The sequence below is a fragment of the Halorussus limi genome, from assembly GCF_023238205.1.
Lineage (GTDB): Archaea > Halobacteriota > Halobacteria > Halobacteriales > Haladaptataceae > Halorussus > Halorussus limi.
In genome coordinates, this window is the sequence record NZ_CP096659.1 from 1,082,475 (window position 1) to 1,095,794 (window position 13,320).

A 13,320-nucleotide genomic window follows, 5' to 3' on the forward strand; every position below is an offset into this window, starting at 1 on the left:
CGGGGTCGCTTCCCACCGTCGGATATCGCCGCCAGTCGCGAGTACCGGCAGTACTCCCCACAGGGGAACGCCTTTTGAGGTAGAAGCATTTCGTATCTGGTAATGAGTCGATTGCGAATCGCGTTCGTCAACGCCGCCCACGACGGCGCAGACACTCGGCGGAACTTCCGGCGGGAGTTGGACGCCGACCTCGTGGAGTTCGACGCGACCGGCGGCGACCTGCCAGAGACCACCGACTTCGACGGCGTCGTGGTCTCGGGGTCCCGGTCGTCGGTCTACTGGGACGAAGAGTGGATAGCACCGACGAAAGCGTGGGTCCGCGAGGCCATCGACGCCGGACTCCCCTGCCTCGGCGTCTGTTGGGGCCACCAACTGCTCGCGGACGTGTTGGGCGGCGAAGTCGCCGACATGGGCGAGTACGAAATCGGGTATCGGGAGGTCGAACAGACGGGCGACGCGCGACTGTTCGACGGCATCGACGACCGGTTCACGGTGTTCACGACCCACTCCGACGCGGTAACGGAACTCCCGCCGGGCGCGGAAGAAATCGCCGCGAACGACTACTCGAACCACGGTTTCCGGAAGGACCGCGTGTTCGGCGTGCAGTTCCACCCCGAGTACGACACCGAGACCGCCGAATCGGTGACGAAGGGCAAGGACCTCGCCGACGACCGGATGGACGAGGTGCTCTCGGGCATCAACGAGGAGAACTACCGGGCGGCCTGCGAGGCGAAACTCGTCTTCGAGAACTTCTGTGACTTCGTCCGCGAGGTCCGCGAGCGCGACTCCGAGGGCGGAAGCGGAACCGTCTCGGCGTAGCGACCAGTCGTTTTATATTTCTAATCAGATACGCGGTGAGTGATGGCTCCGCCGAGGCGGTTCGACACGCTGTTGGAGTACAAGTTCTTCGAAGCGAAACTCTCGCTCGTTCTCCTCGTGGTGTTCGGCGTCGCGACGGTACTTGCGGAGGTTCTGGGATACCTCTCCTCGAACGACGTCGAGTTCGCCTTTTATCTCGCCGCGCTCTGTCTCGGTACAGTCATCCTCATACTGTGGTGGGCCGGGAAGTACGACTAATCCCCACTCCACCCCGGCGGGGACGACTACTCCTCACGTCACCTCGGCGTCCACGACGACGTGCCAGACGCCCTCGCTGTGGCTCTTTACTTTCCGGCGGTCCAGCACCTCGACGTCGCGTCCGGCGTTCGCGGCCGCCTCGCGCAGGCGCGAGACCGGCCGGTCCCAGAGCAACTCCTCGGGAGTGGCCTCGTGCATGTGGACGACGCCGCCGGGTTTCAGCGCCGCGAGCGCCGAATCGAGGTACTCGTAGGAGGCGTCCGACGAATCGGGAGCGTCCGCCGACCGGGGTTCGGAGGCGTCGTAGTAGCCCATGACGACGCGGTCGGCGCGGGGGTCCGTCTCCGCGTCGTTGGACTCGGTCTCGCTACCAGTCGAGAACTGCTCGACGACGTCGCGGCAGTCGGCGCGGAACGCCGAGACGCGCTCGGACACGTCGTTGAGCATCGCGTTCTCTATCAGGAACCGGAACGCGGCGGGGTTGCGCTCGGCCGCGGTCACGTCGGCCCCGGCCCGGGCCATCGGCAGGGTGAAGTAGCCGATGCCGGCGAACATGTCGAAGACGCGCTCGCCGGGTTCGACCACCTCGCCCATGCGGGCGCGCTCGGCCTTGTTGCCCGGCGAGAACATGACCTCCGCCAAGTCGAGCGCGTACCGGGTGCCGTGTTCGGTGTGGACCGTCTCGGTGTCGCCCGCGCCCGCCACGACCGACACCGAGGGTTCGCGGTGGACGCCCGAGACGCCCTCGTTGGCCAGCACGGTGTCGGCCTCGCCGTGGAGGGCGAGTAGCGCCTCGCCGACTTCTTCCCTGCGGGGGCAGTCCTCGAAGGTGACGAGGACGACGCTTCCGACGACCGCCCACGACCCCGGCGCGCGCTCGATTTCCGCCTCGGTCCACCCGCGCTCGCGGAGGCGGGATTCGAGGTCCGGCAGGCGTCGGTCCGGGGCGACCTGTTCGACAACGTCGAGAACGTCGGTCTCGCTCGGCGGGTCGGTCACGGGGAGTTCGACCAACGCCTCGTCGTGCTCCCGGACTTTCCGGGTCGCGTCGTAGACGCCCTCCCCGCGCAGGGCCGCGATGGTCGCCTCGCTCTCGGGTTTCCGGACGACCGCGGCGAGGTGACGTTCGGCGTCGTCTGCGTCGCTCTCGTCGCCGAGACCGTCGCGCTCGGTCATTCGTCCTCGCCGTCTCCGCGTTCGTCCGGCACGATGTGGAGGCCCGCGCGACTCTTCAGCACCGGCACCGTCTCTGCGTCCGTGTCCACGTAGTCGGGCCGGGCGATGGTCTTCGTCCGGTAGGTCTCGGGGTCCAGCACTTGGACCGCGCGCTCGTCCTCGACCGCGACGAGCGTCGTCTCCTCGGCGTCGGCGAGGCGGCCGAGTCGCCGGGCCTCGGGCGCGTCGCCGACCTCGTATCCGGCCTCGTAGTCCTCGCCGGTGGTGAGTCGCGTGCCCTTCAGGTTGCCGCGGACGCTCCGGACGAGGACCGGGCCGCCGTCGTCGTCCTGCAGGTCGATTATCTCGCCGGGCGAGTACGGCGGCAGGTGGACCGCGTAGGTCACGCGGTAGACCTCCTCGCCGTCCTCGTCCTCGGTCACGAGCGTCTCGGAGTCGGAGAAGTCGCCGCCGAACTCCTCTGTCATCTTGGCCGCGATTTTCTTCCCGATGTTGGTGGTCGAGACCTTGATGTTCACGCCGTCGTCGGTCTCGCTGACCTCGGTGACGAAGGCGTTGCGGTCGCCGGTCTCCTCCATCTCCGCGACGATTTCGTGGGCGATTTCCTCGGCCCGCTCGACCTCCTCGCTCGTCGGGTCGCGCTCGCGCGCTCGGACCTGCACCGTGCTGGCGTAGTAGTCGCCCGCGATGCGACCGCACCGCGTGCAGGTCTGGCGCGAGATTTTCACTGGGACCACGACCGTCTCCTCCACGAACGTCTCGCGGACGATGCCCGAGAAGTGACAGTGCATCCGGATGGTGTTCTGGTCGACCTGCTCGGGGTCGACCTGCCACGACACGTCGTAGGCGTCGAGGTGGACGCCGAGCGCGTCGCTGACCTCCTCGATGGCCACGTCGGTGTAGTCGCGGGCGTCGATGTCCACCCAGCGGTTGCCGCGGTGGACCGCCCCGCATCGCGCGCAGACCAGCACCTCGATGCGGTCGGGCGCGTCCACGAGGTCGAATCGGTCGAAGTAACACGAATCGCAGAGCTTCTGCTCCTTGCCGCGCTTGCCGGCGGTATCGGGGAGGGGCGTCCGCTCGGCGGGGTCCACTTCCATGGGGTCCCCGCAGTTGGGACAGAACTCGCGGGCTTCGGTAGTCATGGGAGTCGGTAGGGGTTTGGCGGGTTTAAGTCTGAAGAACCGCCGGAAGTCCGGAGCCGACTCACCGCGTCACCGCGAGAATTCCCGCGCCCAGAAGCAACAGACTCGCCCCGACCCAGTGGGGATTGAACGCCTGCGTGCCGTGAACGACGTCGTGAATCCCCAGCACGTAGTGGTCCACGATACCGTCGAAGAGGTTGAACAGTCCAGCACCGACGAAGATAGCGCCGAGCGCCCGGACGGCCGAGTGCGATTCAGAGGCCCGGTTCAGTTCTCGCCAGACCGCCCCCATCCCCACCGCCATCACGCCGACCATGGCGAGCGAGAACAGTCCGTCGTAGTAGATGTTCGTCCGCAGGCCGGCGAGCGTGTTCGGCGTGAAGAAGTCCGAGAGCAGGTGGTGCCACTGGAAAATCAGGTGGAAGACGAGCACGTCGAGGAGCGCCCCCGACCCGAAGCCGAAGACGCCCGCGCCGAACAGGACGGTTCGCTCACCCTCGGGTCGAGCCATACGGGCGGTTCGAGCGAGAGAGCGAAAGAACCGGCGGCCGAACCCTACTCGTCCCGGACCAGTTCCGGCCCCGCGATTTCCTCGTCCGCCGCCTCGCGCCACGAGTGGTCGGGGTCCCAGTCCAGCACTTCGTCGGCCTTCGCCACCGACAGCGCCGACTCGTCACCCGAGACGTTGCAGTGGTCGGGGAGTTCGCCGAAGAACGATTCGAGCGCCTCCTCGATGGGGCGCTCCAGATAGTTGTCCGCGGCCGCGGCGTGGAACGCCTCGTGGCCCGAGAAGTCGGCGTCGAGTGCGTGGGCGACGATGCCGGCCACGTCGCGGGCGTCCACGTACGACCAGAAGTTGCCCGCACCCGCCGCGAGGTCCTCTCGGCCCTCGACGCACTCGTATTCGCCGGGGTACTGAATCCACGACGGACGAATCGAGGCGACCGGCACGCCGAACCGCCGAGTCACCATCTTGGCTACCTCCTCGCCGACGACCTTCGAGGTCCCGTAGGGGTCCTCGGGGCGCAGGGCGTCGGCCTCCCGAATCGGCAGGCGGTCGGGCAGGCGCTTCTCTTCGGCGAAGGCGTAGCCGTAGGCGCTCTCGCTGGAGGCCCACGCGACGCGCGCTCCCGCCCGGCCCGCGCCCACGAGGACGTTGTACGCCGCCAGCACGTTCGTCTCGAAGACCCGGCCCCCGGCGTGGCGCGTCGGCGAGGGCAGGGCGGCCCAGTGGACCACGGCGTCGGGGTCGAGGTCCGCGAGGAGGTCGAAGGCTTCGCCCCGGTTCGTGAGGTCCGCCGCGCGGAAATCGAGGTTCTCGCGCGCGTCGATTTCCCACCCGGGGTGAGTCTGGTCCACGCAGACGACCTCCCGCCCGTCGTCCGCGAGGTGGTCGACTATCCAGCGCCCCGAGCGTCCGAGGCCGCCGGTGACGATGACTTGCTCTGGCATCGGTTCGGGGTACGGCCAGACGGGTCTAAACGTTCAGGGCCACGGCAGAGGCTCCGTCGGGAAGCGTCTCCGAGGACAGCACCAGATACGCCAGTCCGAACAGGAGCGCGTCGTAGAAGCCGTGGACCAGAATGGGGACGACCAGATTGTCGGTCCAGACGTAGAGATACCCCAGCAGCAGCGAGAGGCCGAACAGGATGACGAGCGTCACCGAGACCGCAATCGGGTTCGGCGTGGCTATCCACGTCGTCGGCAGGTGGACCAGCGCGAACAGGGCGCTGGTGAGGACGACCGCGAGCGCACGCGAGAACGCGCCGTCAAGGTACGGTTGGATGACCCCGCGAAAGAGGAACTCCTCGGCCGGACCGACCACGAGGACGGAGAGCGGGACGAGCAGGAGGAGAGTGGCGAGGACGCCCTGTTCGGCGAGTTGCGTCACCGAGTTGCCAGCCAGCGGGAGACCGGCGGCCTGCGCGGTCAGGATGGCGACGAGTCGGTAGCCGAACAGCGCGACGGTCCCGGCGACGACGACGCCGAGCGCCCGGAGGTCGGGCGTCCGAATCCGGAGGAAGTCGAGGCCCTCGTCGGTCGCTCGGAGGAAGACGAGTCCGGCCGCGACGAATCCCAACTCCGAGAGGACGAGTGCGACCGCGAACTGCGCGACGGTTCCCAGCGAGACGACGAAGACCGGAATCGACAGCAGGACGCTGAGGACGACGCCGAGGACCGCGAGACCGGTCGCGACTCCGACGCGCCGGGCGGGACTGACGGACTGGTGAGACATCGCGAGTACTGACAACGCCGAGTAACAAGTAGATTTGCGGGAGGTCGAACCGCCCGCCCGTGTCGTCGTCGCCGCGAGGACGAGCGTCGACGAACGTTTAAACGGTGTGAAACCCTACGGTCGGACATGAAGTGGAAAGCAGACTGGGGACTTCGCGGGCGCATGGCCCTGACGATGTTCCTGTTGTTCGCGCTGTACGTCGCCTTCGTCGGCGGGTTGTTGTTGTACTTCAACAACATCTTCTTCGCGGTCGTACTGCTGGGCGGGTTCTCCATCGCCCAGTTCTTCTTCAGCGACAAACTGGCGCTGTGGAGCATGGGCGCGAAGGAGGTCACGGAGGACGAGTACCCGGAACTGCATCGCATGCTCGGCCGCCTCTCCCAGCAGGCCGACCTGCCGAAACCGAAGGTCGCCGTGGTCGATAGCCGCGTTCCCAACGCCTTCGCGACCGGGCGCTCGCAGAAGAACGCCGCGGTCGCGGTCACGACCGGTCTCATGAACACGCTCGACAGCGACGAGTTGGAGGGCGTGTTGGCCCACGAACTCGCCCACGTCAAGAACCGCGACATGATGGTGATGACCGTCGCGTCGTTCCTCTCGACCATCGCGTTCCTCGTGGTCCGGTGGGGCTGGTGGTTCGGCGGCGGCGACCGCGAGCGGGGGCAACCGGCCATCTGGGTCGCCATCGTCGCCTCGTTGGTTGTCTGGGTCGTGAGTTTCCTGCTCATCCGGGCGCTCTCGCGCTATCGCGAGTTCGCGGCCGACCGCGGCGGGGCGACCATCACGGGCAAGCCTTCGGCGCTGGCCTCGGCGCTGATGACCATCGACAGCGGCATGAGCAAGGTTCCGAAGGAGGACTTCCGCGAGCAGTCCGAGATGAACGCGTTCTTCATTATCCCGCTGAAGAACGACTTCATCGGCAAGGTGTTCAGCACCCATCCGAGCACGGAGGCCCGCGTCGAACGACTCCGAGAACTGGAACGCGAACTGTAGAACGACTCTTTTTATCCGCGGACCCGAAGGGAGAGCCATGGGACTGTTCGACGGACTGCGGGAAGTGCTGGGTATCCGGGCCGAGACCGACGCCACTCGGAAGGCCGACCCCGACGACCTGTTCGGGATGAGTACGGCCTACGTCACGATGGAGGCCGAACTGGGCTACGAAGCGGTCGGCGAGGCGGCGCTCTGCTTCTCGGAGGTCGACAGCGCCGACTTCTCCGACGCCGTCGAGGAGGTCCACGAGATTCTGGAGGTCGGCGCGGAGGAGACCGGCACCGAGACCGAGGCCCACACCGACGACTACGGCTACTCGTGGGTGATTCTGCGCGACTCCGACTTCGAGGACCTCGTGACCAGCCTCAACTTCGCCGCCGACACGCTGATGGAGCGAGGGTACGGGTCGCGCCTGCTCGCGGCGTTGTTTGGATTCCGGGACACGTCGGGCCGACAGCAGGACGGCCGGTACGCCTACTGGGTCTACTCGTTCCGCCGGGGCGCGTACTACCCTCTCGTGCCGAAGGGGACCAACGACCGCGACTCCAGCGCGGAGTTCAAGCTGGAGAGCAAACTCGACGGCGAACTCGACATCGAGAACGACAAGGAGTACTGGTACGCGCTGCTGCCGAGTACGTCCGGTAAGCATCCGTGGGAGTAATTCGCGGTCGGGAGCGGTCCGCGAGAGCACCGCCCGCGTGACGTCGTTCGCTCGAATCTTCTCATCTTAAACTGCGTCAGACGTGCGTCATCACGCCGTCGCCCTCCCGCATTTTCACTTTCAGTATGGTGTTAACGGGGGTTTATATGAAGTGGGGCACAAGGCAAGCATACGATGGCAGCAGACGTAGACCTCGAAGAACTGCCGGGCGTCGGTCCGGCGACCGCAGAAAAGCTCCGAGACGCAGGCTTCGACTCCTACGAGGGCCTCGCAGTCGCGGCCCCCAGCGAACTCTCGAACACCGCCGACGTGGGCGACTCGACCGCCTCCGACATCGTGCAGGCGGCCCGCGAGGCCGCCGACGTGGGCGGGTTCGAGACCGGCGCGGCCGTGCTGGAGCGCCGCGAGAAGATCGGGAAACTGAAGTGGAAAATCGACGAGGTGGACGACCTCCTCGGCGGCGGCGTCGAGACTCAGTCGATTACGGAAGTGTACGGCGAGTTCGGCGCCGGGAAGTCGCAGGTCACCCACCAACTCGCGGTCAACGTCCAGCTTCCGCGCGAACACGGCGGTCTCGGCGGCAGCGCCATGTTCGTGGACAGCGAGGACACGTTCCGACCCGAGCGTATCGACGACATGGTCCGGGGCCTGCCCGACGAGGCGATTCAGGCCGCGATGGACGACCGCGAAATCGAGGGCACGCCGGACGACGACGAGGCGATGGAGGCGCTCGTCGAGGACTTCCTCGACAAGATTCACGTCGCCAAGGCGTTCAACTCCAACCACCAGATGCTGCTGGCCGAGAAGGCTCAGGAACTCGCCAACGAGACGCAGGACGACGAGTACCCCGTCCGCCTCCTCTGCGTGGACTCGCTGACGGCCCACTTCCGCGCGGAGTACGTCGGCCGTGGCGAACTCGCCGAGCGCCAGCAGAAACTCAACAAGCACCTCCACGACCTCGACAAGGTCGGCAACCTCCACAACACCGCGGTCGTCGTGACGAATCAGGTCGCGTCGAACCCCGACTCGTTCTTCGGCGACCCGACCCAGCCTATCGGTGGTAACATCCTCGGGCACAAGTCCACCTTCCGCATCTACCTCCGCAAGTCGAAGGGCGACAAGCGCATCGTCCGACTCGTGGACGCGCCGAACCTCGCCGACGGCGAGGCCGTGATGCGCGTCGAGGACGGCGGCCTGAAGCCCGAGTAAGCGTTTCGCCGCCGCCTTCTCGGTTCGCGTCTCTTCTCTCTACTTTCGTCTTCTCGCATCTGTTTGGGGCGTTCGGCGCTCTGCTTTCGACGTTCGCCGCTGTTTTCGCCCCCGTTCGTTTCCCTGCCTTCGTCTCCCCTCTCGGCCTGCCGAGAAATCCCCGACGAACGCCACGTTTCGCCACTGCCGAGTCGAAGCGCGGCCAGAACGCGCGTGTCCCGCCGTAACGCAGCGAGTCGGCCGCTTGCCATTTACGCGGCGGTAGCGTCTGTTCCCACACATGAAGGCGCGGACCGCGTTCGCCGCCATCTTGGTCGGGGTACTGGCAGTCCTGTCGGTGCTCGTCGTCAGGCCGTTCCTCGATTACGTCCTCGCGGCGATGCTGCTGGCGTTCGTCCTCAGGCCCGCCCAGCGCCGACTCGCGCCGGAAATCGGAGCGCGGCTCTCGGCGTTCGCGCTCGTCACGCTGACCGTCCTGCTGTTCGTCGGTCCGGTCGGACTGTTCGTGCGAGTCGTGCTCTCGGACGTGGACGACCTGCCGACTAGCGTGAGCGAACTGCCGACGTATCGGTCGGTCGAGCGAATCGTCGAGCGCTCCCTCGGCGTCCAAATCGGCGCGCAGTTCGACCAGGTTCTCGGGAGTTTCACCTCCGCGCTCGCCCAGCGGAGTTCCGGACTGGCGAGCGCCGGAGTCCACTTCACGCTGGGCATCCTCCTGTTGCTGTTCCTGCTCTACTACCTGCTTAAGGACGCCGACACGCTGGTTCGGTGGGCCAAGCGCGTCACGCCGCTTCCCCGGAACGTGCAGGACGACCTCTACGCCGAGGCCGAGGAAGCGGCGTGGGCGGTGCTGAAGGGTCACGTCCTCGTCGCCACCGTGCAGGGGTTCGTGTCCGGTCTCGGACTCATCGCGCTCGGAGTTCCGAACGCGATGTTCTGGACCGTGGTATTGATGTTCTTGGCGATGATTCCCATCGTCGGCGTCTCGCCGGTTCTCGGCGGCGCGACCGTCTATCTCGTGGTGAACGGCCGAATCCTCGCGGCCGCGCTGCTGGTCGTCTACGGCATGACGGTGGTCGCCGTCACCGACGACTACCTCCGGGCGCTGGTCATCGACAAGGAGTCGTCGCTCCACTCGGGGGTCATCCTGCTCGGGGTGTTCGGGGCGGCCTACTTCCTCGGCGCTATCGGTATCTTCGTCGGTCCGATAATCCTCGCGCTGTTCAAGGAGACTGTCGAGGTGTTCGTCGAGTACTACGACCTCACCTGAGACGACCGCGACGCTCGCGACGCTCTCCGCGGAGACCGGAACGCAGAATCGAGAACTCGCTTACTCGTCGTCCGATTCGGTCGTCGTCTTGTCGAGTTGCTTCTCGCCCTCGTAGATGTCCGCGCCGTCCTGCACCACCTTCTCGGCGAGGACCGCGCACTTGACGCGCATCGGACTGATGTCCACCCCGAGCATGTCGATGACGTCGTCGCGGTCGAGGTCCTGCATCTCCTCGACGGTCATGCCCTGCAACTCGCCGGTCAGCATGCTCGCGCTGGCCTGACTGATGGCACAGCCATCGCCGCGGAAGGCGACGCGTTCGATGACCTCGTCGTCCTCGTCGAGTTGCACGTCTATCGTTATCTCGTCGCCGCACATCGGGTTCTCGCCAGCGTGGGAGAAGGTCTTCTCCTCCAGTTCCCCGTAGTTGCGGGGACTCTTGTAGTGGTCGAGAATCTGCTGGCGATACATGTCCGAGCCCATGCCCATTGTTGAAAGAGGGTAGGTGAGTATCGCGTAAAAGAGTTGCGCAGACGCGGTTTCGCCGGTTCAGACCACGTAGCCGATGAGCGCGGCGTCCACTACCAGCAGGGTGGCGACCAGCGAGTTCGTCCGGAAGGCCATCTTGAGTCGGGTCGGGAGTTCCCGGACGCCGTCCTCGCGGGCGCTCTTGGTCTCGTACCACGACCAGACGCTCGTCAGCGCGAAGACGCCGTAGAGCGTCATCATGGCAATGAGCGCGGTTCCCCGCGTTCCCCCCGGAAGTTCGTTGTTGTAGATGTACCAGAGCGCCGCGCCGCCCGACGCGCCCATCACGACGATGCCGCCGAACGCGAACCACTTCAGCGAGTCCAGCACGTCGAGCGCGAACTCCGGCGCGTCGTTGCGCCGGGCCGCGGGCAGGACGAGCATACCGGTCACGAGGTAGCCGCCGGTCCAGAGGACGGCCATCAGTACGTGAATCGACATCACGGCCGCGAGCGTCCAGTTTACCATGACCGGAAGGTGCGACGGAACCGACAAAAAGCGGCCGGTTCCGGTCTCTCGGAGTCAGGCGTCACCCGCGACTTCGCGCTCGAACCGCCCGGCGAACTCGGCGACGTACTCGCTGCGGGCCGCCGCTATCTCCCGGCCCGCGTCGGTGTACATCCGGTCGCGGAGCGAGAGGACTTTCTTGTGGAGGTGGTTGAACTGCGTCTCTCCGGTCTCGGTGTCGTCGGCCTCGGGCGGCAGGTCGGGGTCGTGCATCGGTTGGCCGAGTTCGCCGCCGTAGACGAAGGTGCGCGCGACGCCGACCGCACCGAGCGCATCGAGGTTGTCGGCGTCCGAGAGAATCTCGGCCTCGCGGGTCTCGGGTTCCACGTCGTTGGAGTAGCGGTGGGCGCGAATACAGTGCTGGACCGCCTCGACGGTGTCGTCGTCCGCGCCGAGGTCCCGGAGGATGTCCGCGGCCTCGGTCGCGCCCCACTCGGCGTGGTCCTCGATTTCCCCGCGGTCCTCCTTCGCGCGGCCGATGTCGTGTAGCCAGACCGCCGCGAACAGCACGTCCTCGTCCGGGTCGTACTCGTCGGCGAGCGTCTCGGCGAGTCTGGCGACTCGCCGGACGTGCTGCCAGTCGTGGGAGGGCGACACGTCTCCGAAGTACGTCTCGGCGCGTTCGCGCACCTCGTCTCGCATAATCCGACAGACAAACGAGGCGGTGAAAAAACGACCGACTCGTACGTCGAACGAGGACGAACGGTGTCCGGTCGGTCGATTCGCCCGTTACGGCTGAGTCACGAAAACGTCGAGCGTCCCGTCGTTCTCTCCCAACGTCACCGTCGCTCCGACGAAGTTCCCGTCGTCGTTCGTCGCGTACGATACGCCCTCGACTCCGCCGTTCGCTCGACCGAACGCGAGTTTCGGCGGGCGAGAGTACGCCCGGTCGAACTCCACGCTCACTTCCGTCCCGGAGTCCGCCGACAGGCCCCGATGGACGCCCGTCGGCGGGTCGTTGTTCCGGACTCGGGACGCGGGACTGGCGAACCGCCACGGGTCGTCGCCGTCCGCCCAGTTCCCTTCGTAGACGTTCCCTTCGACGCCGGCGGGTTCGGCTATCGCGGCGGCGTCGTTCCGGCGGACGGCGTTGCCGCGAACTCGCACTCCGCCGTCGCGAACTGCAATCCCGGGGGACGACTTCGACGACCGCCGGCCGCTGTTCTCGACGTAGTTGTCGGCGATTTCGTTGCCAGTCGGCGACTGCGAACCGCCGACGGCGATGCCTTCCGTGCCGGCCCCGCGGACGAAGTTGCCACGAACGACGGTGTCGGTAGCCTCTTCGAGTCGAATCCCGGCTTTCGTCGCGTCCGTAATCAGGTTGCCGTCGATGAGACTGTCCGCGCCGCCGACGAATCGGATTCCGGCGAGTCCCGGACTGGCGAGGGTGTTGTTCTGGATGCTCGTGTCCGAAACGTCGCTGTCGACGCGGACGCCGTGGCCGCTGTAGTCGTAGAACTCGTTGTTCTTGACGGCGAGGTTGCGTATCTCCGAGACGTCTACGGCGACGCCCGAGAAGTTCGTCGTCTGCTTCGTTTTGAGGTCGTCGGTCTTCTGGAGGCTCACGTTGTTCTGGACGTTCACGTTCCGGAGCGGTTTCGACCCGCGAACGTGACAGAACGACTTGTGCGTTCCGAACCCCACGTTGCCGTAGATTCCGACGTATCCGTCGCTCACCGACGATGAGGTGTTCCGCGCGATGCCGACGAGGCTTCCCTGAACGCTGTTGCCCAACAGATTACCGAAGATAGAGACGCTCTGGGCGGTGGGGTTCTTGCCCTTCGACGACCAGAGGTCGCACGCTATCGGTCGGTCGAGTCCGTTCGTGACGACGTTTCCGAACACCACGTGGCGCTTCCCGGCGAGTTGGATACCCCTGTCGCCGTACTCGTGGATTTGGTTGTTGACGATTCGAACGCCAGAGCAGTTGTGCGTGACGCTGATTCCGCTCCCGCCGTTGCCGTGCTTGACGGGGTACGTCCGACGGATGTGGCTCCGCTCGACGGTCACGTTCGTCGCGTCCCGAACGGCGATAGCGTGAAGCCGTTCGGTCCGCTTCGGTCGCCCCGACGGAGTCCCGTGATAGCCGACTCCGCGGATGTCTATCTCCGAACACTGGCCGTCGTGGCCGATTCGGAATCCGCCGACGTCGGCGCTCTCGGCGGGTTGGATTAGCGCCCGGACTCCCGGCCCGATGACCGTCACCCCGTCCGCGTCGATGTCGAGCCACTGGGTCGTGCGGTAGGGCGCGTTCTCGTCCGTGATGCGTATCGTGTCCCCCGGAGAGAGGGTCTCGAACGCCGATTCGAGTCCCTTCCGGGTGGTGACGACGGTGACGTCCCCCGCGTCGTTCTGTCGGTTCGTCTCCGCCGGCCGGTCCTGACTCATCGTGGTACACCCCGACGCGGTTCCGGCCGACGCTGCCAGCAGGGCGCAGAACGTCCGCCGGGGAATCTCCCCCATGCGTATGAAGGACCCGCGAGAGCGTCGTAGCTTCTTTGGCCGGACGGCAACAGGT

At 66.3% G+C, this 13,320-nt stretch carries 15 protein-coding genes; 6 read left to right on the top strand and 9 right to left on the bottom strand.

Annotation, left to right across the window (positions count from 1 at the left end; genetic code table 11):
- Positions 1-102 precede the first annotated feature (102 nt).
- Positions 103-819 carry a type 1 glutamine amidotransferase gene (locus M0R89_RS05615; protein WP_248651583.1) on the top strand — a complete coding sequence of 239 codons (717 nt, stop codon included), beginning with the start codon at positions 103-105 and terminating at the stop codon, positions 817-819.
- Between the two features lie 42 nt (positions 820-861).
- Complete coding sequence (locus M0R89_RS05620; protein ID WP_248651584.1) at positions 862-1,077, top strand: hypothetical protein; 216 nt, start codon at positions 862-864, stop codon at positions 1,075-1,077.
- Between the two features lie 33 nt (positions 1,078-1,110).
- Here the strand turns inward: M0R89_RS05620 and M0R89_RS05625 are convergent, their stop codons facing one another.
- The 5 genes from M0R89_RS05625 to M0R89_RS05645 form a co-directional block, all read right to left on the bottom strand.
- Complete coding sequence (locus tag M0R89_RS05625; RefSeq protein WP_248651585.1) at positions 1,111-2,253, bottom strand: class I SAM-dependent methyltransferase; 1,143 nt, start codon at positions 2,251-2,253, stop codon at positions 1,111-1,113.
- Complete coding sequence (locus M0R89_RS05630; RefSeq protein ID WP_248651586.1) at positions 2,250-3,398, bottom strand: 60S ribosomal export protein NMD3; 1,149 nt, start codon at positions 3,396-3,398, stop codon at positions 2,250-2,252. Before M0R89_RS05630 ends, M0R89_RS05625 begins: the two co-directional genes overlap by 4 nt.
- 61 nt (positions 3,399-3,459) lie before the next feature.
- Positions 3,460-3,909: a DUF2243 domain-containing protein gene (locus M0R89_RS05635; RefSeq protein ID WP_248651587.1), complete on the bottom strand. Its 450-nt coding sequence runs from the start codon at positions 3,907-3,909 to the stop codon at positions 3,460-3,462.
- 44 nt (positions 3,910-3,953) lie between these two features.
- On the bottom strand, positions 3,954-4,850 hold the full coding sequence (locus tag M0R89_RS05640; RefSeq protein ID WP_248651588.1) for an NAD-dependent epimerase/dehydratase family protein: 897 nt from the start codon (positions 4,848-4,850) through the stop codon (positions 3,954-3,956).
- Positions 4,851-4,875: 25 nt separating this feature from the next.
- Positions 4,876-5,634 carry a CPBP family intramembrane glutamic endopeptidase gene (locus M0R89_RS05645; protein ID WP_248651589.1) on the bottom strand — a complete coding sequence of 253 codons (759 nt, stop codon included), beginning with the start codon at positions 5,632-5,634 and terminating at the stop codon, positions 4,876-4,878.
- Positions 5,635-5,760: 126 nt separating this feature from the next.
- On the opposite strand from M0R89_RS05645, the gene htpX reads away from it, so the two are divergent.
- From htpX to M0R89_RS05665, 4 genes are all read left to right on the top strand, one after another.
- A complete protein-coding gene (gene htpX, locus M0R89_RS05650; protein ID WP_248651590.1) occupies positions 5,761-6,627 on the top strand; it encodes a zinc metalloprotease HtpX in 867 nt (288 codons plus the stop codon).
- Between the two features lie 37 nt (positions 6,628-6,664).
- On the top strand, positions 6,665-7,288 hold the full coding sequence (gene pspAB / locus M0R89_RS05655) for a PspA-associated protein PspAB (RefSeq protein ID WP_248651591.1): 624 nt from the start codon (positions 6,665-6,667) through the stop codon (positions 7,286-7,288).
- 174 nt (positions 7,289-7,462) lie between these two features.
- Positions 7,463-8,497: a DNA repair and recombination protein RadA gene (gene radA, locus M0R89_RS05660; RefSeq protein WP_248651592.1), complete on the top strand. Its 1,035-nt coding sequence runs from the start codon at positions 7,463-7,465 to the stop codon at positions 8,495-8,497.
- Positions 8,498-8,777: 280 nt separating this feature from the next.
- A complete protein-coding gene (locus tag M0R89_RS05665; protein WP_248651593.1) occupies positions 8,778-9,767 on the top strand; it encodes an AI-2E family transporter in 990 nt (329 codons plus the stop codon).
- 60 nt (positions 9,768-9,827) lie between these two features.
- On the opposite strand, the gene sufU is transcribed toward M0R89_RS05665, so the two are convergent.
- From sufU to M0R89_RS05685, 4 genes are all read right to left on the bottom strand, one after another.
- Complete coding sequence (sufU, locus tag M0R89_RS05670) at positions 9,828-10,256, bottom strand: Fe-S cluster assembly sulfur transfer protein SufU (protein WP_248651594.1); 429 nt, start codon at positions 10,254-10,256, stop codon at positions 9,828-9,830.
- A 60-nt stretch (positions 10,257-10,316) separates the two neighbouring features.
- Positions 10,317-10,763, bottom strand: coding sequence for a hypothetical protein (locus M0R89_RS05675; RefSeq protein WP_248651595.1), 447 nt, complete (start codon positions 10,761-10,763; stop codon positions 10,317-10,319).
- 54 nt (positions 10,764-10,817) lie between these two features.
- Complete coding sequence (locus tag M0R89_RS05680; protein ID WP_248651596.1) at positions 10,818-11,444, bottom strand: HD domain-containing protein; 627 nt, start codon at positions 11,442-11,444, stop codon at positions 10,818-10,820.
- 87 nt (positions 11,445-11,531) lie between these two features.
- Positions 11,532-13,265 carry a right-handed parallel beta-helix repeat-containing protein gene (locus M0R89_RS05685; protein ID WP_248651597.1) on the bottom strand — a complete coding sequence of 578 codons (1,734 nt, stop codon included), beginning with the start codon at positions 13,263-13,265 and terminating at the stop codon, positions 11,532-11,534.
- Positions 13,266-13,320: the final 55 nt, after the last annotated feature.